This is a genomic window from Huintestinicola butyrica, from assembly GCF_025567215.1.
GTDB lineage: Bacteria > Bacillota > Clostridia > Oscillospirales > Ruminococcaceae > Huintestinicola > Huintestinicola butyrica.
In genome coordinates this window covers 38,805-64,496 of the sequence record NZ_JAOQKB010000011.1, presented here as the reverse complement: position 1 = coordinate 64,496, position 25,692 = coordinate 38,805, and the positions used below count along the sequence as shown (strand labels likewise).

29 protein-coding genes and 3 tRNA genes are annotated in these 25,692 nt (G+C 44.3%); 16 read left to right on the top strand and 16 right to left on the bottom strand.

What is annotated here, in order from left to right:
* The first annotated feature begins 14 nt into the window (after positions 1-14).
* The 8 genes from OCV68_RS11370 (at position 15) to OCV68_RS11335 (ending at position 6,311) form a co-directional block, all read left to right on the top strand.
* Positions 15-851 (top strand): MFS transporter, encoded by an 837-nt coding sequence (locus tag OCV68_RS11370; RefSeq protein WP_262572750.1) that lies wholly within the window; start codon positions 15-17, stop codon positions 849-851.
* Between the two features lie 17 nt (positions 852-868).
* Positions 869-1,648: a dihydroorotate dehydrogenase electron transfer subunit gene (locus tag OCV68_RS11365; RefSeq protein ID WP_022475682.1), complete on the top strand. Its 780-nt coding sequence runs from the start codon at positions 869-871 to the stop codon at positions 1,646-1,648.
* 1 nt (position 1,649) lies between these two features.
* Positions 1,650-2,558 carry a dihydroorotate dehydrogenase gene (locus OCV68_RS11360; RefSeq protein ID WP_262572792.1) on the top strand — a complete coding sequence of 303 codons (909 nt, stop codon included), beginning with the start codon at positions 1,650-1,652 and terminating at the stop codon, positions 2,556-2,558.
* A gap of 2 nt (positions 2,559-2,560) precedes the next feature.
* The gene (locus OCV68_RS11355; RefSeq protein WP_262572748.1) at positions 2,561-3,421 is read left to right on the top strand and encodes an aminoglycoside 6-adenylyltransferase; all 861 of its coding nucleotides are present in this window, start codon (positions 2,561-2,563) and stop codon (positions 3,419-3,421) included.
* A 5-nt stretch (positions 3,422-3,426) separates the two neighbouring features.
* The gene (locus OCV68_RS11350; protein WP_022475679.1) at positions 3,427-4,080 is read left to right on the top strand and encodes a histidine phosphatase family protein; all 654 of its coding nucleotides are present in this window, start codon (positions 3,427-3,429) and stop codon (positions 4,078-4,080) included.
* Positions 4,081-4,099: 19 nt separating this feature from the next.
* A complete protein-coding gene (gene ruvX, locus OCV68_RS11345; protein WP_262572744.1) occupies positions 4,100-4,525 on the top strand; it encodes a Holliday junction resolvase RuvX in 426 nt (141 codons plus the stop codon).
* 19 nt (positions 4,526-4,544) lie between these two features.
* Complete coding sequence (locus tag OCV68_RS11340) at positions 4,545-6,152, top strand: ABC transporter substrate-binding protein (RefSeq protein WP_262572742.1); 1,608 nt, start codon at positions 4,545-4,547, stop codon at positions 6,150-6,152.
* 72 nt (positions 6,153-6,224) lie between these two features.
* Positions 6,225-6,311 (top strand) — tRNA-Leu (locus tag OCV68_RS11335).
* A 196-nt stretch (positions 6,312-6,507) separates the two neighbouring features.
* On the opposite strand, the gene OCV68_RS11330 is transcribed toward OCV68_RS11335, so the two are convergent.
* Complete coding sequence (locus tag OCV68_RS11330; RefSeq protein ID WP_022476092.1) at positions 6,508-6,735, bottom strand: hypothetical protein; 228 nt, start codon at positions 6,733-6,735, stop codon at positions 6,508-6,510.
* A 248-nt stretch (positions 6,736-6,983) separates the two neighbouring features.
* On the opposite strand from OCV68_RS11330, the gene OCV68_RS11325 reads away from it, so the two are divergent.
* From OCV68_RS11325 to OCV68_RS11295, 7 genes are all read left to right on the top strand, one after another.
* Positions 6,984-7,072, top strand: a tRNA-Ser gene (locus OCV68_RS11325).
* Positions 7,073-7,108: 36 nt separating this feature from the next.
* A tRNA-Ser gene (locus OCV68_RS11320) sits at positions 7,109-7,198 on the top strand.
* 140 nt (positions 7,199-7,338) lie between these two features.
* Positions 7,339-8,226: a LysR family transcriptional regulator gene (locus OCV68_RS11315; protein WP_147621512.1), complete on the top strand. Its 888-nt coding sequence runs from the start codon at positions 7,339-7,341 to the stop codon at positions 8,224-8,226.
* 95 nt (positions 8,227-8,321) lie between these two features.
* Complete coding sequence (locus OCV68_RS11310; protein ID WP_262572738.1) at positions 8,322-9,053, top strand: tRNA1(Val) (adenine(37)-N6)-methyltransferase; 732 nt, start codon at positions 8,322-8,324, stop codon at positions 9,051-9,053.
* A gap of 1 nt (position 9,054) precedes the next feature.
* The gene (gene rsmI, locus OCV68_RS11305; protein ID WP_147621513.1) at positions 9,055-9,879 is read left to right on the top strand and encodes a 16S rRNA (cytidine(1402)-2'-O)-methyltransferase; all 825 of its coding nucleotides are present in this window, start codon (positions 9,055-9,057) and stop codon (positions 9,877-9,879) included.
* 184 nt (positions 9,880-10,063) lie between these two features.
* Positions 10,064-11,431, top strand: coding sequence for an NADP-specific glutamate dehydrogenase (gene gdhA, locus OCV68_RS11300; protein WP_022476088.1), 1,368 nt, complete (start codon positions 10,064-10,066; stop codon positions 11,429-11,431).
* Positions 11,432-11,460: 29 nt separating this feature from the next.
* Complete coding sequence (locus OCV68_RS11295; protein ID WP_022476087.1) at positions 11,461-11,664, top strand: hypothetical protein; 204 nt, start codon at positions 11,461-11,463, stop codon at positions 11,662-11,664.
* Positions 11,665-11,795: 131 nt separating this feature from the next.
* On the opposite strand, the gene OCV68_RS11290 is transcribed toward OCV68_RS11295, so the two are convergent.
* The 6 genes from OCV68_RS11290 to OCV68_RS11265 all read right to left on the bottom strand — a co-directional run bounded on the left by OCV68_RS11290 (position 11,796) and on the right by OCV68_RS11265 (position 19,522).
* Entirely contained in the window at positions 11,796-13,841 is a 2,046-nt protein-coding gene (locus tag OCV68_RS11290) for a glycoside hydrolase family 44 protein (protein ID WP_262572789.1), read from the bottom strand.
* Positions 13,842-13,952: 111 nt separating this feature from the next.
* Positions 13,953-16,793: a glycoside hydrolase family 3 C-terminal domain-containing protein gene (locus OCV68_RS11285; RefSeq protein WP_262572733.1), complete on the bottom strand. Its 2,841-nt coding sequence runs from the start codon at positions 16,791-16,793 to the stop codon at positions 13,953-13,955.
* 15 nt (positions 16,794-16,808) lie between these two features.
* A complete protein-coding gene (locus OCV68_RS11280; RefSeq protein ID WP_262572731.1) occupies positions 16,809-17,918 on the bottom strand; it encodes an SLC13 family permease in 1,110 nt (369 codons plus the stop codon).
* 33 nt (positions 17,919-17,951) lie between these two features.
* Positions 17,952-18,812 (bottom strand): putative manganese transporter, encoded by an 861-nt coding sequence (locus tag OCV68_RS11275; protein ID WP_022476083.1) that lies wholly within the window; start codon positions 18,810-18,812, stop codon positions 17,952-17,954.
* A gap of 227 nt (positions 18,813-19,039) precedes the next feature.
* Entirely contained in the window at positions 19,040-19,252 is a 213-nt protein-coding gene (locus tag OCV68_RS11270; protein ID WP_262572728.1) for a hypothetical protein, read from the bottom strand.
* A gap of 132 nt (positions 19,253-19,384) precedes the next feature.
* Entirely contained in the window at positions 19,385-19,522 is a 138-nt protein-coding gene (locus OCV68_RS11265; RefSeq protein WP_262572726.1) for a hypothetical protein, read from the bottom strand.
* A 156-nt stretch (positions 19,523-19,678) separates the two neighbouring features.
* On the opposite strand from OCV68_RS11265, the gene OCV68_RS11260 reads away from it, so the two are divergent.
* Positions 19,679-19,885, top strand: coding sequence for an antitoxin (locus OCV68_RS11260; protein ID WP_262572724.1), 207 nt, complete (start codon positions 19,679-19,681; stop codon positions 19,883-19,885).
* 16 nt (positions 19,886-19,901) lie between these two features.
* On the opposite strand, the gene OCV68_RS11255 is transcribed toward OCV68_RS11260, so the two are convergent.
* From OCV68_RS11255 to OCV68_RS11215, 9 genes are all read right to left on the bottom strand, one after another.
* Positions 19,902-20,126 carry a hypothetical protein gene (locus OCV68_RS11255; protein WP_262572722.1) on the bottom strand — a complete coding sequence of 75 codons (225 nt, stop codon included), beginning with the start codon at positions 20,124-20,126 and terminating at the stop codon, positions 19,902-19,904.
* 269 nt (positions 20,127-20,395) lie between these two features.
* Entirely contained in the window at positions 20,396-21,469 is a 1,074-nt protein-coding gene (locus OCV68_RS11250) for a rolling circle replication-associated protein (RefSeq protein ID WP_262572719.1), read from the bottom strand.
* Positions 21,470-21,579: 110 nt separating this feature from the next.
* The gene (locus OCV68_RS11245) at positions 21,580-22,473 is read right to left on the bottom strand and encodes a hypothetical protein (RefSeq protein ID WP_262572717.1); all 894 of its coding nucleotides are present in this window, start codon (positions 22,471-22,473) and stop codon (positions 21,580-21,582) included.
* 11 nt (positions 22,474-22,484) lie between these two features.
* Entirely contained in the window at positions 22,485-22,736 is a 252-nt protein-coding gene (locus OCV68_RS11240; protein WP_262572714.1) for a hypothetical protein, read from the bottom strand.
* Positions 22,737-22,751: 15 nt separating this feature from the next.
* Positions 22,752-24,443, bottom strand: a complete 1,692-nt coding sequence (locus OCV68_RS11235; RefSeq protein WP_262572712.1) for a hypothetical protein — start codon at positions 24,441-24,443, stop codon at positions 22,752-22,754.
* A 75-nt stretch (positions 24,444-24,518) separates the two neighbouring features.
* Positions 24,519-24,701 carry a hypothetical protein gene (locus tag OCV68_RS11230; RefSeq protein ID WP_262572710.1) on the bottom strand — a complete coding sequence of 61 codons (183 nt, stop codon included), beginning with the start codon at positions 24,699-24,701 and terminating at the stop codon, positions 24,519-24,521.
* A gap of 25 nt (positions 24,702-24,726) precedes the next feature.
* Complete coding sequence (locus OCV68_RS11225; RefSeq protein ID WP_262572707.1) at positions 24,727-24,969, bottom strand: hypothetical protein; 243 nt, start codon at positions 24,967-24,969, stop codon at positions 24,727-24,729.
* A 12-nt stretch (positions 24,970-24,981) separates the two neighbouring features.
* A complete protein-coding gene (locus OCV68_RS11220) occupies positions 24,982-25,350 on the bottom strand; it encodes a hypothetical protein (protein ID WP_262572705.1) in 369 nt (122 codons plus the stop codon).
* 26 nt (positions 25,351-25,376) lie between these two features.
* Positions 25,377-25,613, bottom strand: a complete 237-nt coding sequence (locus OCV68_RS11215; protein WP_262572702.1) for a hypothetical protein — start codon at positions 25,611-25,613, stop codon at positions 25,377-25,379.
* Positions 25,614-25,692 lie beyond the last annotated feature (79 nt).

Genomic DNA, 25,692 nt, shown 5'->3' with positions numbered 1-25,692 from the left:
CATTGGAGGGCATTATGAACGACCTGGAAAAGGAAGTTGTCAGAGAGAAAAAATACGAAGAAAACCGCAGAAAAATGGACATTGTAAAAAGAAATTTGATGATTTCCCGAATTTACAATGTCTATGTAAACCTTGCTGTGACACTGATAAGTGCCGCAAGTATGTATATCTGGGTAAGCTACACAAGTGCGGGAATAAAAATGGTCCATATACTGGCTGAGGAAGTCGGAACTATCTCATTCCCGTGGTTCGGCGCAACATTTTTTATTGCTCCCATATTGCTTATCCTGAGCTTTGTTTCAGATGTTTTCTTGATACGAAAGCTGTCAAGGATATCTCAGGTCGTTTATATTCTGCTGTGCATTTTTACTGTTCTGGAGATATTCCTGAGGTTTGAGCCTATGAAGCCCTCCCATATTTTTATTCTGCTGGTTTATTCTGTGCTTGGCTTCTGGTCTGAGGATTTTGCCATACGTTCTTATAAGGAAATGGACCTGCTTAAAGATGAAGAGGGCTATCCCGAATTCAACTATCTGCTGGAAAAGGATAAGAACTCGAAGTATGTAAAATACCGTGAAAAATGGCTCAGAAAACAGAAGAAGCTTGATTATTACGGCAAGGAAGAGCGCCCTTTGCAAAATTACAGTATTACAGAAGCACCCTCGGCTAATGATATGGACAGCATAGGCGTGGAGAATTCAGACTGCGACAGGTGGTTTGACGACAGCTCCAGAATTGCCGAAAGCGAAGAAAAGCCGCAGATAGACATCAGCGAAATTGAGGCGGATAAGTCCGCCATGCCCGATGAGTCGGAGTATGTTATCGACGACCCGAGAAAACGACCTTTATAACAAGAAAGGATCTGCTTATGAAATATACACAGGGTGTTTACCCTATAATCAGCAAAAAGGCTCTTGCAGCCGAAATATATGATATGACTATCAGCTGTCCCGAGGTGGCTCAGGCGGCTGTGTGCGGTCAGTTTGTGAACATAAAGGCTGACGGCTTTATGCTCCGCAGACCTATTTCCATCTGTGGTATCGACAAGGAAAAGGGTACTCTCAGAATTGTTTTTGAGGTAAGAGGAAAGGGCACAAAGGTGCTTTCTCAGCTTGCCGAGGGTCAGCTTATTGATATAGTTGCACCTCTGGGCGGCAGGGGATTTGAGCTACTGGATAAGAGCGAAAAGGCTGTTATCATCGGCGGCGGAATAGGCAATCCTCCTATGCTCCCCATTGCCCGGCATTACGGAAAGAATGCAACAGTAATAAGCGGCTTCAGAAACGCTTCCGCAGTTATTCTCCAGAAGGATTTTGCATCGGCAGGAGCTGATGTTATCCTCTGCACCGATGACGGTTCTGCGGGCAGGAAGGGCTTTGTTACCGACGCTCTGGCGGAGGTGCTTTCCAAGGAAAAGCCCGCTGTCATTTATGCCTGTGGCCCCTCTGTTATGCTCAAAAGAATAATCGCACAGGCAAAAGACGCAGGTGTAAGATGTCAGGTATCTCTTGAAGAGAGAATGGGCTGCGGCGTAGGCGGCTGCCTGGTATGTGCCTGCCGCACCATAAGGGACGGCGAGGAATATTACGCTCATGTCTGCAAGGACGGCCCCGTTTTCAATGCTGAGGAGGTGCTTTTCGATGACTGATATGTCAAGACTTGGAATAGATTTCGCAGGTGTTCACTTCAAGAACCCCATTATCCCCGCATCGGGAACATTCGGTTACGGCAGGGAGTTTGAAGAGTTTTATCCTCTGTCCGAGCTGGGCGGTATCTCTGTAAAGGGAACCACAGGTCAGCGCAGAACAGGAAACCTTCCTCCCAGAATTGCAGAAACTCCTTCGGGTATGCTCAACAGCGTTGGTCTCCAGAATCCCGGCATCGACCACTTTATTGCAGAGGAACTGCCTTATCTTAAAACAAAGGATACTGTTGTAATTGCAAACATTGCAGGCTCCACAGCAGAGGAGTATGCGGAAATCGCAAGGAAGCTGGACAGCACCGATGTTGATATGATCGAGGTCAACATCTCCTGCCCCAACGTAAAGGCAGGCGGAGCTGCTTTCGGCGTTTCCTGCGACGGTGCGGCTCATATCACAAAGATCGTAAGACAGGCAACTTCAAAGCCTGTTATGATGAAGCTTTCTCCCAATGTCACAAGCATTGCCGACATCGCCAAGGCCTGCGAGGCTGAGGGTGCAGATGCGGTATCCCTTATAAACACTCTGCTTGGCATGAGAATAGATATCCGTACAGGCAGACCTATCCTCCACAACAACGTAGGCGGTCTTTCCGGCCCCGCTGTTTTCCCTGTGGCTGTAAGAATGGTATGGCAGGTGGCAAATGCCGTCAAGATACCTGTATGCGGCATGGGCGGTGTTTCCTCGTGGGAGGACGCAGTGGAGATAATGATGGCAGGCGCATCTGTTGTACAGGTTGGTGCGGCTATATTCAATGACCCCATGGTTCCCGTTAAGATAAATGAGGGTCTGGCTGATTACTGCGCTGAGAAGAATATCATGCTCAAGGATATCATAGGCTCTGTCAAGCCTTGGTAAAAATGAGATCTGAGCAGGAAATGTATGAGCTTATCATAGGCACAGCCCGTGCAGATGAACGCATAAGGGCTGTGTATATGAACGGTTCACGGACTGATAAAAGCGCACCGAAGGACATTTTTCAGGATTATGACATTGTGTATGCGGTCAGGGAGACAAAGCCCTTTTATGAGGACAAGCACTGGATAGACCGTTTCGGCGAAAGGCTTTATATGCAGTGTCCCGACGAGCTGGACAGGTCATTGGGAAAAGAGGTCGATTTTTCACAGTCTTATGGCTGGCTCATTCAGTTTGCTGACGGAAACAGGCTTGACCTTCATGTCGAGTCTGTCGGCTGTTTTGATTATGAGTGCGACAAGCTTTGCAGGATACTTCTTGACAAGGACGGCATTATGCCCAATATCCCCGAGCCGACAGATGAGCAGTATCGTGTGAAAAAGCCGTCTCAGGCGGAGTTTGAGGCTGCCTGCAATGAGTTCTGGTGGTGCCTGAACAACGTTGCAAAGGGTCTGTGGCGCAATGAGCTGCCGTATGTTCATGATATGCTGTCCTATGCAGTCCGTCCGCAGCTTGTGAAGATACTTTCGTGGAAGATAGGGCTTGATACCGACTTTTCCGTAAGCGTGGGGAAATCCGCAAAATATATGTACAGATGGCTTCCTGCCGATGTGTGGGAGCGCTTTCTCAGAACATACGGCGGAGCAAATGCGGAAGAGGTATGGAACGCTGTATTTATCATGTACGGTCTGTTTGATGAATTTGCACCCCAAACGGCAGAGCGTCTTGTCCATCATTATAACAGTGAAGAGGCTGCAAACAGCAGAGCATGGCTTGAAAAGGTCAGAAATTATCCTAAGGAATGAATCAGATGGTAAAAATATATCTTGTCCGTCACGCTGAGGCGCAGGGCAATGTGGAAGAATTTTTTCAGGGACATATCGACACTGACGTAAGTGAAAAGGGCAGAAAGCAGCTGGAGTGCCTTGCAGAGCGTTTCAAGGATATCCCCATAGAAGAGGTATATACAAGCCCGCTGAGACGTGCAAGGGCTACTGCAGAGGCTGTGAATAAATATCACAGGCTGCCGCTAACCGTTGACCCTCACATTATCGAAATTTATGCGGGAGACTGGGAGGGCGTCAGGTGGAGCGAACTGCCTGAAAAATTTCCCCATGAATATGAGCTGTGGTCAAAGCAGATAAATAAATTCAAGGCTCCGCACGGTGAATCAACTCGGCAGGTATATGACCGAATGAAGCTTGCAATGAGGAACATTGCCGCAGAGAACAATGGCAAGACTATTGCCGTGATATCTCACGGAATGGCGATAAAGGCGTACCTTAACTATGCCGACGGCAGAGAATGGGAAAATTACGCTGACCCGGGCTGGTCGGACAACACGGCGGTTTCGCTTATCGAATATGACGATGAGCTTATGCCCCATATCATATTCAAGAACGACAGCTCTCATCTGAAAGATGGGCTTTCTACTCTTGCAGTGTCAAAATGGTGTAAAAAATGATGTCGAAAGGAATGTATCTATGAAAATAATGTCCGTGGATTTCGGGGACAGCAGAACAGGGATTGCAGTCTGCGACAAAAGCGAATTTCTGGCATCTCCGCTTACAGTCATTTTTGAAAAGAATTTTGACCGCTGCCTTGAAAAAACCGCTGACCTTGCAAAACAGGAGCAGGCGGAGCTTATCGTAGTGGGATTTCCCAAGAATATGAATAACACTGTGGGCGAAAGGGCGGAAAAATGCACGCTTTTCGGCGACAGGCTCCATGAAATGACAGGCATTGAGGTCGTAATGTGGGACGAGCGCTGCACGACTGTCTCGGCCCATAATTATCTCAATGAGGTCAATGTGCGTGGCAAAAAACGAAAGAATGTGGTCGATGCGGTTGCGGCTGTCATCATTCTTGAAAGCTATATGGGATTCAGGAAAAATACTGCAAACAAATAAAATCAGGGAGGGCGTCGGCATGAAAAAAGTAAATATCCTTATCATGGCGGCGCTTTTCGGCGTTATGTCTCTTACAGCCTGCGGCAGCGGAGATGACGGCTCAGGCGGAGAGTTCAATGTTGTAATATCGTCAAATCCCGGAAACCTTGACCCTCAGCTTGCGGAGGACAAGGAGTCTTTTTATGTTATCCGCAACATTTACGGCACCCTTATGGATATTGATGGCAGCGGCATGATAGTCAACGGTACGGCGCAGAGCTATACTGTTTCATCTGACGGCCTGACATATACCTTTAAGCTGCGTGAAGGTCTGTGCTGGCAGGGGCTTTCATCAAGCGAGACCGTTCCGCTTACAGCATATGACTATGAATACGCTTTCAGGCGCATCTATGACCCTCAGACACATTCTCCCCATACTGAGCGCTTTTCGGATATTAAGAACAGTATGGCGGTTTACGGCGGTGCAATGAGCAGCTCTCAGCTGGGCGTTAAGGCTATTGATGAACTTACACTTGAGATAACTCTTGAATATCCCGACTGTGAGTTCCTGAAGCTAATGGCACACCCTGCGGCGTCCCCATGCAATGAGCAGCTGTTTCTTTCCACTCGTGGAAGATATGGTCTGGCGGCAGATGCCACATATGCCTGCGGAGCATTTTACATCACCGACTGGAACTATGACCCTTACTGGCACGATAATCATATCACTCTTGAAAAAATATCGGCAAATTCCCTTGACGGCTACAAAACCTACCCCGATATAGTAAATATCGAGATAACAGGGGACAGGGAGGCATATTCTGCCGAAAACAACATCAGCATTGATGCCTATGTGATAGATGATATTGCCCTTTACGACCGCAGCGTGCAGAAAAGGTATTCCTGCCGTGAGTATATTGACAGTACTACCTGTCTTTTTATTTCTCCACAGTCACCCATAGCAGCAGATGAGGACGTAAGGAGAGCAGTATTTTCGTCGGTTGACCTTGACAAATTGGCGGGGGAGCTGAGCGGTAATTCGGTTCAGGCATTCGGATTTATTCCCAACGCAGTTACAGTAACAAACAAGAGCTTCCGTGACTTTTATCCCGAGAGCAGAACAGTCTTGTCAGCATCGTCTGCAAAGGCAGTCTGGGACAGGTTTACAGCGGGACATACCGATATTGATTTCAACAGCAGCGTTCTTCTTGCAGATGACTCGCTGAACTCCGAGTCGCTGCCTTACAGTATCACATCTGACCTTGAGGACAAGCTGGAGCTGTATTGCTCGCCTGTATTCGAGGATAGGTCTGACTACAAAAAAAGGCTTGAATCGGGCGATTATGACCTGTGCATTGCCGAGATAAAAGGGGGGACCAACTCTGCTGAGGAGTTCATGCAGCAGATAGCTGATTTCCTGCCCGTCGGCAACTCGGCAGATGAGCTTATAAAGCGTGCGGACAGGTGCATTGATCTGTCCGAAAAAAAGGACGCAATAAAAGCATTTGAGGACTATATAACTGACAATGCCTATGCGCTGCCGCTGTCTTTTGAAAAGGTTTATTTCATTTCGTCCGATGATACATCGGACATCTGGTATGACCCGTTCGGCGAGACTATGTTATTCAAATATGCCAAGCAAAAATAATGTTAATAAAATGTAAAATCCGCAAATATACCTTGACAAATAAGTATTGTGGGTGTATAATATTAAAGTAATGCGGATATGGCGGAATCGGCAGACGCGCTAGATTCAGGTTCTAGTGGTAGCAATACCGTGTGTGTTCAAGTCACATTATCCGCACCAAGCTCTCAAATGGCTATAACACGTCGTTTGAGAGCATTTTTTATACTTGGATTATTGTAAACAAATTTAATACATTATGCAATGCTTTGATGCTTGACGACAAATTGACGACAAAACGCAAAAATAAATTTGCACAATCATCAGTCAAATTTTAGGTTGTTTGCAGCTTTAGCATTATCCCAAAGCCGCAGACAGCTTAATCATTTTCAACTCTCGGAACAATAGACAGAATATAATCTGCAAGAGATTTCAGGGTGATCTCTTCCTGCTGAATGTATTCATATATAAGGTGCTTCATTTTATCGGAGTCGAAAGCATATGCCGCAAGAAGGGCATAGCTTCTCTTTGCACTTTCGTCAAGATCGCTTTCATCTGTCAGTTCTCTTATCCTTGCGGAAAATATTTCTTCATTCATAAGTGCCATAGGATCAGTCCTTTTTAGATTTAGTTTATTTTAAATCAAGGCAGCTTTATTAGCCTGTTATTTTGATTAAGCTTACCATTTTTAGCCTGTTTTGTCAAGGCGTGAAAACCAAAAGTGTATAGTAAAATCTCAGATATAAAAAAAGTCACATTTTTTTGGAAAAAACTATTGACAAATGAGAATTTTTATGGTAAACTAAATAAGTCGCTGAATGAGAGTGGTTTCAGTAATGCGGCAAGCCTCATAATGGAGAGGTGTCCGAGTGGTTTAAGGAGCTGGTCTTGAAAACCAGTGATCCCGCAAGGGACCGTGGGTTCGAATCCCACCCTCTCCGCCAACATTTTTCCTATATATTTAATTTTGTTACCATTATGCAGAAGTACTCAAGTGGTGACGAGGCGCCCCTGCTAAGGGCGTAGGTCGGGAAACCGGCGCGAGGGTTCAAATCCCTCCTTCTGCGCCAAATAAACGGTTTGGATTTTATCTGAACCGTTTATTTTTTTGCCTGCTCTTCATTTCTTGACTTTTTTATGCTGCGGTGATATAATTTTACTTGGCAAAACATATTAGATATAATGCCGCCTGCGAAAGGATAGCACATATATGGAATTAACACAGCTTAAATATTTTTATGTAGCCGCTGAATGCGGTCAGATAACCAAGGCTGCCGAAAAGCTTCATATTGCGCAGCCTGCACTTACACAGTCTGTTAAGAGGCTTGAAAACGAGCTCGGTGTAAAGCTGTTTGAACGCAGAGGACGAAGCGTTGTTCTCAGCAGATGCGGGGAATATCTGCACAGGCAGCTGGGTGTTGTACTCAAAACACTTGAGCGTATTCCTGATGACCTTACAAGAATTGCTGACCTTGAAGAAAAGACCATACGTGTCAATATTATTGCTGCATCTCTTCTGGTCACTGAACTTATTATCAAATATAAAAAGCTTAATCCCGATATAAAGTTTCATCTGTATCAGAGTGCTGATGAGGAAAATTGCGACTGCACAGTCTCGACTGAATTTACAGGACTTACCCCCAATATCCCGAAGAACTGCCTTTACAGGAGCTTTACGGAGGAGATACGGCTGGCGGTGCCTGCTGATTCCAATTATGCCAGACAGAATTTTGTTAATCTTTCCGATGCCAAAGGTGAAGGTTTTATCAGCCTGTCAGGCTCCAAGCCTTTTCATTCAATATGCGACACGTTCTGCCGTACTGTGGGCTTTGTACCCAATGTGATATTCGAAAGCGATTCGCCCTCAACGGTACGTGACCTTATCGGTTCGGGAATGGGTATCGGCTTCTGGCCTGCTTATACATGGGGAGATATCAACACCGATAATGTTGCTCTGCTGCCAATTTCCGTGCCCGACTGCCGAAGGGAGATAACGGTCGTATGCAACAATACCGAGTCAGCTGCAGCTGTTGATTTCTACAATTTCCTTTGCGATAATATTGAATCGGTGCATCGTGAATCTCTGAAAAAGTTCTGATGATGTTCTGCACATTTAATGAATTTTGGAGTACTTCATACCTATTTCCAAGGAAATAGATATGAAACATAAATCTTATAACAAGGAGACATTAAATGTCTGATTTTAATACATTTGAAAAGCTGGGAGAAAGCTGTGAGATATGCGTCACGAAGGAGCATACCTTCGGCACTGACGCATTTTTGCTGGCTGATTTTGCCAAAGCACGCCACAAGGATATTGTCTGCGACCTTGGCACAGGCTGCGGAATAATTGCCGTTCTCATGCGCCTGAGATATGTGCCTAAGCAGGTATATGGCGTGGATATTCAGCCGCAGGCGATAGAGCAGTTTGAGCTGACTGTGAGCCGCTCCGGGCTGAAAGAGACATATCCCTTGCTTATGGATCTGAAAGCACTTACAAACGATGCTCCGCTGGGCAGATGTGACCTTGTCACCTGCAACCCGCCCTATAAGGCAGCCAAAGCGGGCATTGAAAGCGAGCTTTCGGCTCACAAGATAGCCCGTCACGAGATATTGTGCAACATATCTGACGTGTGCGCTGCCGGAAATAAGCTCCTGAAATACGGCGGCAGGCTGTGTCTGTGCAACCGTCCCGAGCGTCTGGCGGACGTTATGTGCGCCATGCGTGACAATGATATCGAGCCGAAATATCTGCGGTTCGTATCAAAATCGCCCAGTGATGCTCCATGGCTTTTCCTTATTGAAGGAAGAAAGGGCGGCGGCTCATTTATGCAGGTGCTTCCGCAGCTTTATATCAGCGGAAGCGGGGGAATAAGCCCAGAGCTTGCACAAATCTACGGAAAGACCGATGAAAGGACTGAATAAAATGCCAGGAAAACTTTACGTTGTGGGAACACCCATCGGCAATCTGGAGGATATCACCTACAGAGCTGTCAGGATCTTATCGGAAGTGGATTTCATCTGTGCCGAGGATACAAGAGTTACCGTCAAGCTTCTCAATCATTTTGATATAAAAAAGCCTTTGCTCAGCTATCACGAGCATTCTGCATCACACGTTTCGGAAAATATCATAAGCCGCCTGCAAAGCGGGGAGAGCTGTGCGGTGGTAACCGATGCAGGTATGCCCTGTATCTCCGATCCGGGCGAGGATCTGGTCAGAATGTGCAGAGACCTTGATATCCCCGTGGAAGCTGTTCCGGGACCTACGGCAATGGCAACGGCGGCGGCGGTGTGCGGTATCCCTGCATCACGTTTTGCATTTGAAGGCTTCCTTTCCGTCACAAAGAAGCAGAGATTTGAGCATCTTAAATCCGTATCCAAGGATACTCACACGCTGATTTTTTATGAGGCACCACATAAGCTCAGGTCAACTCTTGAGGATATGCTGAAATATTTTGGTGACAGACGCATATCCATATGCCGTGAACTTACAAAGATACATGAAGAAGTAATGCGTACAACGCTTTCTCAGGCGATAGAATACTATGAGCAGAATGCTCCGAGAGGGGAGTATGTGCTTGTGGTGGAGGGCATGAGCGCTGAAGAGCTGAAAGATGAATATTCGGTGGAAGAAGCCGCCGATATTGCACGCAAGCTCATTGAGGGCGGTGCAAAGATGTCCGATGCCTGCAAGGAAGCCGCAAGGATAACAGGGGTGAGAAAGAACGATATTTACACTGCCGTAATGTGATTTTGACTCTGTGTAAATAACGCTTTGAGAATTTTGTTAAAAATGCTCAAAAAATATGCAGGATTTTTTTTGCAAACTTGCGTTTTACATCTTGCAAAATCTGAATAAAGGTGTTATAATAAATTCAGTCTTTATGTGATGGAAGTTTTCGCATGGAGAAAATTATACAGGGAGGTTGTTAACAATGGCGTTAACCAACACATATCTTATCAATTTACTGGAAAATGTTAAGAAGCGTAATCAGGGTGAGCCCGAATTCATTCAGGCTGTTACAGAGGTTATTGAGACCCTCGAGCCCGTTATCAACAAGAGACCCGATCTCGTTGAGGCAGGCGTTCTTGACAGACTCGTTGAGCCTGAAAGACAGATCATTTTCCGTGTTCCTTGGGTTGACGACAACGGCAAGGTACAGGTAAACCGTGGTTTCAGAGTACAGTTCAACTCTGCAATCGGTCCTTACAAGGGCGGTATCAGACTTCACCCCTCCGTTTATATCGGTATTATCAAGTTCCTCGGCTTTGAGCAGGTATTCAAGAACAGCCTTACAACCCTCCCTATGGGCGGCGGCAAGGGCGGCTCCGACTTCGATCCTAAGGGTAAGAGCGACGGAGAGGTTATGCGTTTCTGCCAGAGCTTCATGACTGAGCTTTGCAAGCACATCGGTGCTGACACAGACGTTCCTGCCGGCGACATCGGTACAGGCGGACGTGAGATCGGCTATATGTTCGGTCAGTATAAGAGACTCCGCAACGAGTTCACAGGCGTTCTCACAGGTAAGGGCCTTACCTACGGCGGTTCTCTCGCAAGAACAGAGGCTACAGGTTACGGTCTCTGCTACTTCACCAACGAAATGCTTAAGGCTAACGGCAAGTCCTTCGAGGGCAAGACCGTTGTTATCTCCGGTTCCGGAAACGTTGCTATTTACGCTTGCCAGAAGGCTACAACCCTTGGAGCTAAGGTAATCACAGTTTCCGACTCCAACGGCTACATCTACGATCCCGACGGAATCGAGCTTGAGCTCGTTCAGCAGATCAAGGAAGTTGAGAGAGGCAGAATCAAGGAGTACATCGGCAGAACTTCTCACAAGAATGCTGAGTACCATGAGGGCAGCGTTTGGACACTTAAGTGCAACGCAGGCAATATCAAGCTTGACATTGCTCTTCCCTGCGCAACTCAGAACGAGATCGACGGCGAAGGCGCAAAGGCTATCGTTGCTAACGGCGCATTTGCTATCGCAGAGGGTGCTAATATGCCTTCTACTCCCGACGCTATCAACACATACCTTGCAAGCGGTCTCCTCTATGGTCCTGCAAAGGCTGCCAATGCAGGCGGCGTAGCTACTTCCGGTCTCGAAATGAGCCAGAACAGCGAAAGACTTTCCTGGACATTCGAGGAAGTTGACGCTAAGCTCCACAACATCATGGTTTCCATCTTCAATGCTTGCGACAGCGCTGCTAAGGAGTATGGCATGGAAGGCAACTACATGGCAGGTGCAAACATTGCAGGCTTCCTGAAGGTTGCTGAAGCTATGAAGGCTCAGGGCTGCGTTTGATTTCGCCAACTGATTTATGGAGGCACTGAATGAATTTCAGCAAGAATAATAACGGTCATAAAGACTTTACAGCTCATACCTCACAGGATACGGACTGCCGTCTTTCACCAAAGCATGATAACAGAGGAACAGCTCATTACCATGCCAAGGCAGATGGATTTACCAAGGACTGCATGAAGCCCTCATTAAATCCCTCCGATTCGCATAAATCATATATCAAAGATCACGATTAAAACAAAGGCTCACGGATATTCTTCCGTGAGCCTTTGTTTTGTTAATGCTTCAAAGCTTCCTGCGTTATACGTAAATAAAAAAGCAACAGGCTGCACTTTTCGCATAGCCTGTTGCTTTTTTATGGTTTATCTTACTTTTTATCTATAATAAGAACATAGAATATTCCTGCACCAACGCAGGCAGCCAGTGACAATACTATCACCTTGACAGGTGTGGCAACTGTTTTAGCCTCTTCGTCACCATTTTCATCGGATTCTTCCGCTTCCGATATGTCGCTGTCAGATGACTGGGCAGTTCCTTCATCCGTTGCTGAAACTGTAACGGTTTCTGCAACTGACTGAGAAGTTTCGATAAGGTCAGGAACTGTTGCGTCCGCAGGATTGGTGTCTTCGGTAACAGCCTCTGAGCTTTGTAAAACTGTCACGCTTTCGGTAGTACCATGAGGATTTTCGGTTATGATCTTATCATCTTCATTTGCCTGTGAAGCTTCTGTGTTCCATACGCTTTCGCTGCTGTCCTCGGAAATAAGCTCCTCGCCAACGCTTCTGAGCACCAGCATATAAACGGACATTGTATCTGCATCAAAGCTTACGGTGTTGCTGCCATACTCAAAGCTGTCCGTTCCGATGTTTACAATGTCCGCATTTTCATCTATGCGGTATGCTTCGGAAAGCTCATAATCATACTGAGATGACTTGATGTTTATGTTGAAATTCTTCGTATTCACCATGTTTTTGTTTGTGAGTATAAGACGCAGCACTTCAGGGTCATCATTATCCACAGCCGCATATACCGAGCTCATTGTATCATCGTCGTTGTCAGAATATACAAGCGCATCTCCGAACTTTGTGCCCTCACCGTCATAGTCGGTGAAAAGATTCATGGCAGCCTTCTGGAAGCTGTAATCCTCCGAAACAGGGGACAGGCAGGCAAGGTAAACGCCTTCCTTTGCAAAGGTTCCCAGCACATCTGTCTCGGCAATGGCACCGCTCATATTGTCTCCGCCGCCAAAGTCATATTCAGAGAATGAAAGACGAGTTCCGGGATAATTCATTCTTATAGAAGCCTGCAATGTGGGGATAAGCGGGGTGAACTGCTTGTTCATAAGCACTGAAACGCTGTTTTCCGTGTAGTCCGAATCCCATAGTGTTCGGACCGCCTGCATACGGTAAGCGTTGCTGAACTCATCGCTGCTTGTGAGCACAGGAATGCCCACGGGAGTAAGCGCTTCGGTGTAATAGTGCAAATCCAGAACGTCCAGCAGACGATAACCCACCTGATCGCCACGCATATACATATACGAGAGGTAATTATCTATAAACCATGAATACTCATTATCCGAACGGCTGCCCCATGCGTCTGAATTGTTCAGATTTATGCAGCCCTGAAGCCCGCTGACTGACGGACCGAATATAAAAGCCTTGTTGTCAATAGTCTTGACTGCATATGCAAGCTCTGCAGAACGATACAAAAGCTCGTCGGGGGTTATCTGGTCAAGACCCAGCACCGAGAAATTCTCAGCCCACTTATCAGGCTCGCTGTCAAGGAAATATCCGTTTATTCCGCCCTCCATGGCTGAACCGTAGCGGTTTACCAGATAGCTCACATATTCGTCCATATAGACCACGTCATCGTCAGTGTCGGGCTGATTAAGATATGTGTCGTTTTTATGGAACTGCACGGTACACCATCTTGTCTGCTTCGACAAAGCATCGTCAGAAACGATACCCATGGAATCCTTGGAGACATATCCCATCAGCTGGAGAGTTACCAGCCTTACGGGAATATTGTTCATCATTCCACGGGTAACAAGTGAATCAGTGTAAAGCGCAGGTGAGCTCCATTTGCTGGATGGAAAATTATCCACCAGCGATATATCGTTTGAGTTATTGCCGCTTGTTCCGGGATTTGAGAAATTTGTCTCCCAGTTGTAGGTTGAAAGAGATGTGCCCGTCTGCTTTATAACTGTAGGGGATATGCCCGCTATATTTCCCTTGTCGTTTATGCCGAAAATATAGGGGCTTATCTTAGTCTTGTCCTTTTCAGGCTTGACTGTTACGATGGTGTCGGCAGTTTCGGGGATTATCTCGATTATCATTTCGTCGTCCGCATATGTTGAGCAGGGGATAGCCGCTGCGGTAAGCAGTGCGGCAGCAAAAGCAGCAATTCTTTTCACTTTTTTCAATATTACGGCCATCCTTTCTCAGAGCTATGATCGTTATAGGCGATCAGGTTACTCATATTTACATTATACAGCATTGATGTATAAAAAGCAAGTGAAATCGTGTTATTCATCTTTCATTGCCATAAAGCTGTAAACTGCTGACATTCCTTGCAAATTAAATTCCACAGTGTTGTCAGGAGCTTTTTCAAGGGGGATTTTTATTTCATGGAAATCGTCCCATGAGGCTGACGGGGGTATCTCAACCGAGCCTATGCAGCTGCCGTTGCAGATAATTTCAATTCTGGCAGTGGAGCATGGGGCTGAAGCATATACTATCATATGATCTGCGCCGTCAAACTGACAGCTTTCAAATGAGACATTTCCGCCCCAGTCGCCGAATTTTACATACCAGTCGTTTTTCGCATTGGAAAATCCGAGGGAACCTCTGAAGATACTGTCATTATTTTTACAGTAAACAGTTTCACCGCATTTTCTGAAAGAAGCCTCTGCCCCTGATATCATCACATCAGCCGTGCAGCGTATATCCTTGCTTGAAGCGCCTGCCATAAATGTGTATTTTCCGCTGAAAATTTCCATTCTACCGTTAACGGTGCTGTAGGCTTCAAGGCGTTCCTTGGGAATTTCAAGGGATAATTTGGCGGTTTCGCCCGCTTTTATGGTGACTCTTTCAAATCCGCAGAGCTTAGATATTCTTTCGGGGGCAGTGTCCGCAGAGAAATATATCTGAACCACTTCATCTCCATCTGTGTCGGAGGTGTTTTTTACATTTACGGATATTTTTATGCAGTCGTCAAGCGCATTCACCGTAAGATCAGAATATTCAAAGCTGGAGTATGATAAGCCAAATCCAAAGGGATAAAGCGGCTCGCCGTCATAATACATATAGGTTGAGCGTGATGTGATGATATCATACTCCTTGATATCGGGAAGCTCATGCTCTGATCTGTACCATGTGATAGGACATCTTGCGGCGGGATTATTTTCACCGAATATGGTCGAATACACAGCATTTCCCATCTCTGCACCGCAGTGGGAGGAGTAAATTACCGCCGAAGCGTGCTTGCTTTCGCTGACTATGGCGTAAGGGTAACTTGATATAAGCATAAGCACAAGCTTTTCGGAGGGCAGGCTCATTATCTGCTCATGCTGATGAGAGGGGAGAGCAAGAGTTTCCCTGTCATAACATTCCCTTGCCACCTGCATCGGGTGATTTCCTGCACAGTATATCACAATATCCGACTTGTGCGACAGCGCATGAAGTCTTTCTGTTCCTCTTGAAACAGTTTCAATAGTGAAAAGCCTATTCTCGGAGGGGCGGCAGGTTGGCTTTACGGCAAGCTCGCCATTTTCATTAACATAAACCGAGTCATCATGCCACGATTCAAAATAAACATATTCGCCGTATTCGTGGGGCTTGAACCATTCTTTTATAAACCATTCGTATGGTGTTTCCGAGGAAGCGGAGTATGTGCCGTTTTCGGTGACATATTTGCCATTGAACAGAGATTTGAAATTATAAACGCTCTTGTCCCATTTGTGAAGCTCGAAAAGCTCACGTTCGGTGATCTTATCGGCAGAAAAGCTTATTTTTCCGTCATCGCCTACAGACATATATTTTCCGTTTGCTTTGGATTTTACGGCAACATAGTCGTATCCGTTATCAAAGGAAAGCGCTTCCTTGTCAAAGTGCATTTCAAATGCTTTTCGTACAGAAATGGCGTAAGATGCCACGCCTGTGTACCAGTCACGGTAATTTTCATCAGCTATCGGCCCTGCAATAAGAATTTTTCTCTTTTCTCCGCTGACAGACAATTTTTCACTTGTTAATGGTAAAATGCCGTTATTTTTTAACAGGCAAATCTGCTCATAAGCTGCCTGCCTGTTTATTGTGCGGGCGTATTCGCTGTCAGGCAAAGTGTCGGTATCGGAATATTTGTGTCTGTCATCAAATTCGCCCAGCCTGAACCGTCCCAGCAGAACATTTCCCACAGCCTTGTTGATATCATTTTCAGAAATAAGCCCTTTATTCAGTGCATCTCTTGCAGCGGCAGCTACCATGCGGCCATCATCGGTCATGGTATCGGTACCGTTCTTTATGCACAGCGCCAGTGATTCGGCGTGAGAATTTGTATAGCCGTGTTCAAGATAATTCTGGGAAAAAGCTCCGCCGTCACTTACTGCCAAGTCCATTTTCCACTCATCTTTAAGGACGTGCTGCATATCGGGGTTCATATCCCCGGGAACGCCGCCGATCTTGTTATAGGCAGCCATTACAGCGTGAGCGCCGCCCTCCGTGAGAGCAGGCTTGAACGCACGGTAATAGTATTCGTGGAGCAGCTTCACGGTAACATCGGAATTTCCGCACATACGGTCTTTTTCGTTGTTATTGGCGCAGAAATGTTTAAGGGTGGGGAGAGTTTTCAGCAGAACTCCGCTTTCGTCTGTGCGGCAGTCCCTGATATCCTTGTCGGCAGGCTCTTCACTGTGAGCAGCACCTGCAAGACCGATGGTGTATTCCTTTGACATCTCACCTGCAAGGCAAGGGTCTTCTCCGTAGGCTTCCTCAGATCTTCCCCATAGGGGATTGCGTTCCATATCAACAGTGGGACCCCATAGCATAAGCCTGCCTGTGGGATCCTGCTTATAATAATGCCTTGTTTCGTCGCCTGCGATTTCGCCTATCTTTCGCATAAGCTCCTTGTCAAATGTCGATGCCATTCCGATGGGCTGAGGGAATACTGTGGAGACCTCATTCGTGTCTTTTGACACAAAGCCTCTGGCAGCTTCACAGCCGATAGTCCATTTTCCGACACCGAGCCTTGGCACCTCGCACTGAACCGAAGAAAGCATATTTATCTTTTCGTCAACAGTGAGCCTGCCCAGCAAATCGTCTATTCTTTCTCCGATTGTGAGACTTTTATCCCTGAACTTCATGTATTCCATTTTATCAGCCCTCATTTATTTAAGTATTACGAATTTTGCCAGGGGAACGAGTACGGCAAGGAAAATTATGTTCACTATTGTAAAGCAGTTGATGAACTTCTTTGAGTCGGATTTTTCTGAGCGCAGATAGCTTTTGTAGGATATCAGGCTCGCAAGGGAAGCTATGAGGGTTCCCAGACCGCCGATATCGGTTCCGAGGATAAGGGACTTGTAATCATCTGTGAAAGCCGAAAGCATAACGGAAGCGGGGACATTGGAAATTATCTGGCTGCAAAGAACGGAGCTTTCAAACTCGTGACCCGATATCACGCTGCTTATAAACTGAGTTACCTCGGGAATATTCTTGACATTTCCCACAAAAATGAAAAAGCAGGCGAATGTGGCAAGCAGACCGTAATCTACCTTTACAAAAACGCTGGGCTGGATTATTGCCACCACAACACAGACCGACGCAAAAACGCTTATTGTGTCAACTACATTGAAAACGGAAAGAATACATAAAATAAACAACGCAGCATACAGCAGCAGGTATTTGGGGTTCTGGACAGTTGCCTTTTGTTCGTCCTTTTCCAAAAAAATAGGCTCTTTTTTTATCATCATGCAGCCTATAAAAAGCATCAGCATACTTACTGCCGTAACGGGAAGCGTCAGAGAGAAAAACTCCGAAGATGTCATCTTTGAGGCAGAAAAAAGGTACAGATTCTGCGGATTGCCGAATGGCGTAAATGCGCTGCCCATATTAGCTGCAATAGTCTGCAGCACGATAACATAAACAGGGGACTTGTCTATTTTTTCGTACATCATTACGGTAAACGGGATAAATGCAATAAGAGCAACATCGTTGGTGATGAGCATGGACATGAAAAATACCATGAAAACCAGCGCAAGAGCAAGATTTCTTGTGTCCTTGGCAAGTGCGGCAACCTGTTCTGAAAGAACTTTGAAAACATTATTTACCGAAAAGCCTGCAACAACAGCCATAAATCCGAACATAACACCGATAAGGTCGGTATCAATATAAGAAACATAATTTGTTACAGGAACAAAAATACAGGAAATAATAGCGGCTATGAATGCGATTATTGCGACAGCCTCTTGCTTTATAAACTGTTTCAGATCAGTCACGCTGAAAACCGTCCTCTCAGATCAATTTAAAACTCAGCAGAAAAGATTAAGTACAGAGCCGCTGAGAACGCCTATAAAATACAGATATACAAGGAAAATGATATTTTCTTTCAGGTTCTTGTTTGTCTTAAAAAGCACCGCAAGTCCCACGCCTGCACCAGTGCAAAGTCCGCCTACGGCAGTTCCGAAGGAGATGCTTCCGCTGGCATACAGCTCTGTTATAATTACAGATGCTGCACAGTTGGGGATAAGACCAACAAGAGCTGATGCAAACGGTTGGAGAAATCCGATGCCGTTCAAAAATGCGGATACATTGTCCTGACCGGCAAATTCCATGATAGAGTTCATTATGAGGTTGACAATTAAGATGAACACAAAAATCTCAAGTGTGTGATGGAATGCCGAGAGCCATATGCTGTGATTGCCACAGCCGCAGGTGGTGCATATCTGGTCGAATTCCGCATCATCGGGTTCTTTTACAAAAAACTTTATGAGAATGCCGAAAAGTGCTCCTGCGATTATGGCAATGATAAACTTTGCAGCAATAAGCTTCCAGAGAGAACTTATCTGGTCAGGGTGAGCAAGCAAGATGGGGATTGCTTCATCTGAGGTGGAAATAAAGACAGCCATAAGTGTGCCTGCGCCGATTATTCTGCTGGAAAACAGATTTGATGCAGCAATGGAAAATCCACATTGCGGAACGCAGCCCAGAGCCGCACCGACAGCAGCTCCGCCGATGTTTGAATGACCTGCTTTTTCAAGTGCGAGCGCAAGCTTATCGGCAGCGTGATGTTCGATAAATTCCATCAGCAAAAATGTGAGGTATAAAAATGGCAGCATTTTTGCCGAATCTAAAAGAGCGTCTAATATTATATCAAGTATTGTTGAGAGCATTTATATGGTATAAAACTGTGCAATATGGAGTTTAAATATAATTTTTACTTATCTAATTTCGCATAACTTTGATTATGCGAAATTAGATATTTTTTATATCCCTATCATATCATAACAAACAGTTCTATTTCCTTCCTTTCCATTTTTATTCATAACATTCATTATACCGCATTTGCCGCCAACTGTCAAGAAATTTGCCTGTACATTTCTGCACAGGCAATGAATTTTTAATATTCTCTAATCCGATAAAATGTATCAATCTTATAATGGTCTAAATTTGCAGATTTTGCGGTTAAATGAAACATATGAGAACAATGATTTTTTTCCCATATTTGCCTTGCTGCTTCCTTAGCATTTCTCTGATTTTTAGCTTCTATATAAATAAAATAATTTGTTTCGCCTTGTTTTCTAACAAGAAATTCAACTTTATAAATTTTCATTTTTATCCTTTCATACTTGACAAAATCGGGTTTATGGATTATAATCAATATGATGAACGTGAGAGTATTCACCACATCAATTATATTTGCGTTATGTAGTCGGTGCTTTAGACGGTTGACCGACTACATTTTTTATTGCTCTTTTTTAAGGGCTTCAAGCTCTGCTTTGAGTTTTTCAAGCTCTGATCTAAGCTTTTCATTCTCTCTTATAAGCTCCTCAAAGCGGTTGCATTCATAAGGCGTCAAGCTCATTTCCTCACTTCCTTTCATAAGAGGTCTGTTCCTCTCTCTCACTATATATATTATATCATAATGGGTACATTATATCAATAGGCATTTTACAAGAAATAATGGGTACATTATTGTATATATTGCATAATGGACACAGTATAAAAAATGTGATATAATCACATTGAGGTGATAAAAATGCCAAATGCACAAACACGAGCAAGCGCCAAGTATAATGCTAAAACCTATGAAGAAATGAAAATAAGGGTGTATAAAGGTCAAAAAGACCAAATAGCCGCACACGCCGCAAGCAAGGGCATGAGCCTAAACGCATATATAAATGCGCTCATTGCCGCAGATATGGGCGAGAAGCTCACAAAGCCAGAGCAGGAGCAAGGGCGTTAACTCCCCTGCTCTTTTTTTATGCCTTTACATACTCCCTCGGAAACGCCTGTTGCCGTCTCTGCATCTGCCGATATTCGGCGATAATCTGCGACCATTCAAACCAACCTAAACCCGAAAACAGGTAAGACCAACGGACACCCAGAAGCATTGCGATTTCATTGTCGGAATGACCTTTTAACGTCAATTCGCTGATATAGCCGCTCAGAGCGCCGCCAGTAAGCTTTTCGTAATATTCAAACATATCTACACTACCTTTCACATAATTGATTTTAGGGGCATTTAAGTGTGTTTTACGGCGGTATGCCGTTTTTGAGCTTCAATAGCTCCGTTACGTCTCTTGTAACTTCAATAAACATTGCAAGACGTTCTTGGGCTATGATAAGCTCTAAGCAATCCACGGAAGATATAGAACGATAACGCAAATTCTCCTGCAACTGCTGAACTTCATGTTCCAAAAAAACACGGCGATTATATATGTACTCACTCAACAACTCAGATTTACGCATAACACTAACCCCCTATTATTTCAAAATCGCTGAATGTGTCTATTTCCTCAAATTCGGCAAGAATATCAAATATAGCTGCAGAATTTGCCGCCGCCTGCTGATAATCAGTCATACGGTCAAATTCATTTTCTCCAAGCTCCCAAAAAAAACGACTTTCACCTTGAAAGAATGTGTAATATTTGTAGCGATCCTTAGTCCGTGGTATCGCATATTCACGAGTGTAAATGCTGTCATAATCAAAATTAGACACATACACATCAGGAGACCGCCGCAAATTGCGGCTACTCCAGTAATACCGACCAAACACAGCCTTATTGTCCTTGGTGATATATTTGGTAATATATCGGGCGCACGCCTGAGAACCGTTATATGCCTTAATAGCAGTGGTAAAACCGAATTTCCACTGAGGGCAGTTATATACAATCCTGTCTTCATATTCCGCAGGGTCATAACCCTTGCGGCGTATAGTATCAATTTTGACAGGTTTGGACGCCCACGGAACAATACGTGTACCACTATCAACCATTTTAAGGATATCGTTGATAAATCCGTGAAAATGAATACGACCGCTTTTAGGCTGTAGCTCAGCGACAAGGACGTATTTTAAACCCTTACGATTAACCATATGTTTTAACCAGTTCTGCAACGGCTTCAACGCCGCTTTTGCGTTTGTGGGGTCAAAAACCGTATCGCCGAGCGTACCGGTAAAAAAATAGTCCCAGTCGTTGAGCGCCACAAGGTCAAATATTTTATCCTTTGCACGCTTAACGTTATCAGCACGTTTTGAAATGACCTTGTTGCCGTCCGTTAAACATTGATTTTCGGCAGGCAGGAAAGGCGATATATATATAATCTCACCCGACCAATCATCAACGTGTATATAACCGTTATCATATGATATATTGGTTTTTAGATCAGTCTGATAATTCCAATTCAAAAAAGAATTATCAGTACGGCGATTAGTCTTTTCGGAAGAAGAAGGAAGCTTGAACTTTGGCAAATTGGAAAACACGGCGACAATAGTATTATCGGGATAAACCTTTAATTTTCCGTTGTATTTACAACATATATCAGCCATAGCAACCCCCGTTTAATAAAAATGGCACCATTTTGAGGTTAATATATCAAGTAGAGGCCGCAGGGCGAAGCCGCCGCCCGAGGGCGGGCGGCTTCGCCGCTTGCGTCCTCTTACCTTTTACTAAATATATTAACATTCTGTTGCATTGTATCGTTGCTTAACTGCTCTGAACGAGGCTGAAAGCCTTTAACCGAAAGACGGGCTACACGCTCATATGTATCATAGGCATTGCGCAACCTATCATCATGCACAAAGAAATACATCTTGATGCAATGCCTGTCTTTAAGCGTTCCATCATCATTCAAATCACACTTATAGACACGCACAAAGGTTATACAGCCAAAGAACGTTTTAGGCAAATACAACAACGTCACCTGTTCCCTTATGGGCTTTGCAAGCCGTGTGAACACCTGAGACGTGCCGAGAATTGCTTTGCGCTGTTTGCGTTCCTGGGTTATATCCTGCAACATTTCAGGGGGGAAATTTTTGCTATCCATAGAACTAAACCAGTTTTGCAACTCGTCAAGAATACAGATCTGACCCAATTCACCGTTATTCTTATCAACGAGGGTATGCCAATCCTCTATTTTTTCATCTTGAAAATTCAAGTCGATATTGGAACATACACGGCAAGCAGGATATTGCTCTTTCAGCATAAGTGCAAAATGCACCATAGCTATTGATTTGCCTGAACCTTGTTCGCCAGCGAAAACATGAACACCGTGAAAATTAAACGCATCAGGGTTACGGTCAAATTTGTCTTGTATAAATCGTTTGGGAAAATCCACGAACAGCCGAATAAGCACTGACCTTTTCTTTGTATAAATAGGCTCAGGAAGTGGAACGGTTCGCTTCTTTATACGGTCGCCCTTGATGATATGGACTAAATAACAAATAGCCATACTCAAAAACAGTGGAACAAGTATAATAGCAATGGCTATAATCAAAAACTTGAATATAGCCATAAATATTGAAGTAAATACACCAAATACTGATTGAAACATATACATTCTCCTTATGCTCCCATTGAGGGAATAAATGATTTAACCCTGACTATTACAGCAAGAGTTATACGCACAGTTGTTATCAAAACCGTAAGCCCGAATAACGATTGAATAGTATCCATAGGCAGGAAATAATACAAAGCCGCATGAACTTCCAGGAGTGTTTTAGGAAGGTCAAAGACGGGTATATCAATTTCAGGTATCAAGTCAATGAGAATATTTATAAACTGAATAACAGCGTCCGACAATAGATTTTTAAGCATTTCATCACTCCCCTATCAATCATATTTACGGCGGTATGCTTCAACCTCTGACATAGCAGAGGGAGCGCCAGCAACCTTGCCAGCATTAAGCACGATATCAGGGATAGAACGGAATACAGCCATACAGAACGAAGCTATAAGAAACAGCTCAACTATATCCTTAAATGTCTGCAAGCTGGGGCTTGCGGAAAAGGCAGGAAGCCACTCCCAAAAGTCATACTTTTGACCGTTATAAGTAAAATACAAGTGAGGATATGCGTCAACGGTAGTTGGAGCATCTGTTGAGGCATCATCTGCAAGCGTGTAAGTAGCAAGAAGCTGACCGTCTTGTGTCTCTGTATAGGTAGGAGCTGTAAAGAATGCAGATGTTATATTGTCGATATTCTTAGTAAGGTTAGTTATGCCAAGCTTGCTTTTGAGCTTCTCAATAAGCTTTGTAAGCTCAGTAATAAAGCTTGTCTTATCGTCCTCGTTAGCTATATCGTCAACACTCTTTCCGATGCTTTTCAGCTGCTTGATGATTTCATTAAGCTTATCGGTTACATTACGAAAACCAGCCTGACACTTATTAAAAATAGCCTGGAGCTTATCATATATAGCCCTAAGCGCTTCAAGAATGGCGCTGTCATCAAACTTATAGTCAGTGCCGATATTATCGTAATAATAGTTATAAACGTAATTATAGAACTCGTTCAAATAGTCCTCAGACATATCACGATAATCATAATAAACACTATAGGTATTGCCGCCAATGGTCACGGTATCACCGTAATCATAGTAGGTATTATTATAGTTAATGCTATCCCCTTCCCTATATGCGTTGATAGTGTCGCCATTATCTATGTTATATAGCGTAATAGGCACAGGCGTTACAGTTGGTTTATCTTCCTCGCCATCGCCGTAAGTGCTATACCACGGGAATGTATGGGTGTACGTAGCTAAATCACCAATATGCACCCAACCAGTGCGCTCGGCGTCGTAGCTAAATTTGCCATCGGGAAGAATGGTGAAATTATGATAAGGTGTTGTATTGCAAGTGGGGCAACTTATGGGACCGTCATAACTATCAGTTGAAATCTCAATGATTTTGCCGCTTTCGTTGTGGAGATAAAAGCGCAAGGAATATGTATATTTCAAGTGTGTTGCCGTGCCAACGCCGAATCCATAGCCATATTGACCGCCCTGCAACGGCTCCCAGGAAATATAGTAACCGTTAGGAAACTTGTAGCAAACGCTATTGTTAATGCCTGAGTACGGGTATTCTTGCTGATACTCGTCAAAGCGGTCGTTCATTTCCTCACTGAATGAATTAGAAGAATGACCATTATCCTTATAATTACCGTCACCAAAATCAGCAAGACCACGTTGGGATAGCATAAATTTAGCAGATGCAGGGTCACCAGTGGATATAGGGACACCGTTAATACTTCCGGCAGTAGTATCAAAACCATTAAGCGAACGGTAACAGCGATAAAGAGCATAGCCGCCCATACCGTTAATATCATTAACAGTGCCCTTGTATGTACCGCCATTATCTGCACAAGTTTCAACCATAAGATTATATATCTCTTCACGTGTTAACGCCTGCCATTCGTCCAATGAATAATTTGGGCGAGTAGCCGCAAAGACAGGAACAGTAAAAGAAACGATAATAGCAAAAGAAGAAATCATTGCTAAAATCATTTGCAAAATTCTGTTATAATTCATAATAAACCTCCTTTCAAAAGGTCATTAAGGCATAAAAAATGGGCAGACCCATTAAGAGCCTGCCCATTTGGGTCTTTAGGCGGAATGGATACAGCCGATAAGGAAGCTGATGCCCTTACGGATTGCAAGCACGCCGACGATAACAGGGAGAGCAACAGGAACAACGGCAGAAATAGTATCACCGATTGCGCTGAAGTCAACGCCCTGCATAGCTGTTACAAGGGCATTGCCGCCCTCTGCTGCAAGTGCAGTAAACATAAAGCAAATCTCCTTTCATTAAGATTTATATACCGAACATTCCTGCGATGTGTTGCCACAGAATGCGGAATACGGAGAAGAGAACAACAGAAACAAACAGAAGAGCAATAAGCTGAAATATGCTTTCAGTGTTTTGCATTATTTCCTGCATTGTCTCTCTATCTTGTTCGGAAAGCTCGAGAACCATTGTGCCATATACTTCTTCCTCTTCCGAGGAAGCTAAGGTATCAAGAGCGGAAACGTCAGTAAAAGTGGTTTCATCATTCATTCAGACACTCCCTTACGTATTATCAAGGGTTATGCCCCTTATAGCGGCTTTACCCTTGCTGTTAACACAGGTATGAAGCACGATAGGCATACCAACGAGGGGGTCGAGGAATTTTTCGGGCGTGAACTCCTGAGGTGAACAACCGAAGAATGCGAAAGCTCTGTCAAAAGGTATCTTGATAACTGATACCGAGCCGCCGACAAACTTATCAGCTCCCCACTTGGACGGGTCAGCAGGTGAAACAATCTGCAACTCATAGCGGTTAAGCACAAGGTTAGTTATCTCGCCCGTTTCCTTATTAAGGAACGAACCGCCAGTAACGGCATAATAGCCGAGCAAATAAGTTTTGAATGGTGCAAGAGTAATTTTTTTGTTTTCCATAATTCTTTTTCTCCTTTGATTTATTTTTATTCATCAGTCTCTTTCAAGACGTATGTGCAATCATACTCAACGATAGAAGAAGCTGGGTAATACTGTAGCTCGTATTCGTAGCCGTTGCGCTTGATTGTATCAGGTGGGTTAAAGTGATGATAAATACTGATAACAGAAGTTATCATAACAGAGATACAAGCAAGCCAAAAAGCTAAACTGAACAAATCAATGTTGTCAAAAAATTCTTTTATTGCTTTTAATACTTTTAACATTTATATCCCCCCCTTGTTATCTTTTAAAGGACTTATCTGTCCTCTTTAACAATAATATAAGACAATAATGTCCAGTTGT

Bases quoted from the DNA above. Each gene is read 5' to 3' on its own strand.
- OCV68_RS11350 (WP_022475679.1), top strand. From the start codon at position 3,427: ATGGTAAAAATATATCTTGTCCGTCACGCTGAGGCGCAGGGCAATGTG.
- OCV68_RS11330 (WP_022476092.1), bottom strand. From the start codon at position 6,735: ATGGCACTTATGAATGAAGAAATATTTTCCGCAAGGATAAGAGAACTG.
- OCV68_RS11360 (WP_262572792.1), top strand. From the start codon at position 1,650: ATGTCAAGACTTGGAATAGATTTCGCAGGTGTTCACTTCAAGAACCCC.
- OCV68_RS11355 (WP_262572748.1), top strand. From the start codon at position 2,561: ATGAGATCTGAGCAGGAAATGTATGAGCTTATCATAGGCACAGCCCGT.
- OCV68_RS11245 (WP_262572717.1), bottom strand. From the start codon at position 22,473: ATGTTTCAATCAGTATTTGGTGTATTTACTTCAATATTTATGGCTATA.
- OCV68_RS11295 (WP_022476087.1), top strand. From the start codon at position 11,461: ATGAATTTCAGCAAGAATAATAACGGTCATAAAGACTTTACAGCTCAT.
- OCV68_RS11270 (WP_262572728.1), bottom strand. From the start codon at position 19,252: ATGAAAATTTATAAAGTTGAATTTCTTGTTAGAAAACAAGGCGAAACA.
- OCV68_RS11230 (WP_262572710.1), bottom strand. From the start codon at position 24,701: ATGTTTACTGCACTTGCAGCAGAGGGCGGCAATGCCCTTGTAACAGCT.
- OCV68_RS11370 (WP_262572750.1), top strand. From the start codon at position 15: ATGAACGACCTGGAAAAGGAAGTTGTCAGAGAGAAAAAATACGAAGAA.
- gdhA (WP_022476088.1), top strand. From the start codon at position 10,064: ATGGCGTTAACCAACACATATCTTATCAATTTACTGGAAAATGTTAAG.
- OCV68_RS11215 (WP_262572702.1), bottom strand. From the start codon at position 25,613: ATGTTAAAAGTATTAAAAGCAATAAAAGAATTTTTTGACAACATTGAT.
- OCV68_RS11275 (WP_022476083.1), bottom strand. From the start codon at position 18,812: ATGCTCTCAACAATACTTGATATAATATTAGACGCTCTTTTAGATTCG.
- OCV68_RS11365 (WP_022475682.1), top strand. From the start codon at position 869: ATGAAATATACACAGGGTGTTTACCCTATAATCAGCAAAAAGGCTCTT.
- OCV68_RS11310 (WP_262572738.1), top strand. From the start codon at position 8,322: ATGTCTGATTTTAATACATTTGAAAAGCTGGGAGAAAGCTGTGAGATA.
- OCV68_RS11265 (WP_262572726.1), bottom strand. From the start codon at position 19,522: ATGAAAGGAAGTGAGGAAATGAGCTTGACGCCTTATGAATGCAACCGC.
- OCV68_RS11235 (WP_262572712.1), bottom strand. From the start codon at position 24,443: ATGAATTATAACAGAATTTTGCAAATGATTTTAGCAATGATTTCTTCT.
- rsmI (WP_147621513.1), top strand. From the start codon at position 9,055: ATGCCAGGAAAACTTTACGTTGTGGGAACACCCATCGGCAATCTGGAG.
- OCV68_RS11225 (WP_262572707.1), bottom strand. From the start codon at position 24,969: ATGAATGATGAAACCACTTTTACTGACGTTTCCGCTCTTGATACCTTA.
- OCV68_RS11250 (WP_262572719.1), bottom strand. From the start codon at position 21,469: ATGGCTGATATATGTTGTAAATACAACGGAAAATTAAAGGTTTATCCC.
- OCV68_RS11315 (WP_147621512.1), top strand. From the start codon at position 7,339: ATGGAATTAACACAGCTTAAATATTTTTATGTAGCCGCTGAATGCGGT.
- OCV68_RS11240 (WP_262572714.1), bottom strand. From the start codon at position 22,736: ATGCTTAAAAATCTATTGTCGGACGCTGTTATTCAGTTTATAAATATT.
- OCV68_RS11260 (WP_262572724.1), top strand. From the start codon at position 19,679: ATGCCAAATGCACAAACACGAGCAAGCGCCAAGTATAATGCTAAAACC.
- ruvX (WP_262572744.1), top strand. From the start codon at position 4,100: ATGAAAATAATGTCCGTGGATTTCGGGGACAGCAGAACAGGGATTGCA.
- OCV68_RS11255 (WP_262572722.1), bottom strand. From the start codon at position 20,126: ATGTTTGAATATTACGAAAAGCTTACTGGCGGCGCTCTGAGCGGCTAT.
- OCV68_RS11340 (WP_262572742.1), top strand. From the start codon at position 4,545: ATGAAAAAAGTAAATATCCTTATCATGGCGGCGCTTTTCGGCGTTATG.
- OCV68_RS11285 (WP_262572733.1), bottom strand. From the start codon at position 16,793: ATGGAATACATGAAGTTCAGGGATAAAAGTCTCACAATCGGAGAAAGA.
- OCV68_RS11220 (WP_262572705.1), bottom strand. From the start codon at position 25,350: ATGGAAAACAAAAAAATTACTCTTGCACCATTCAAAACTTATTTGCTC.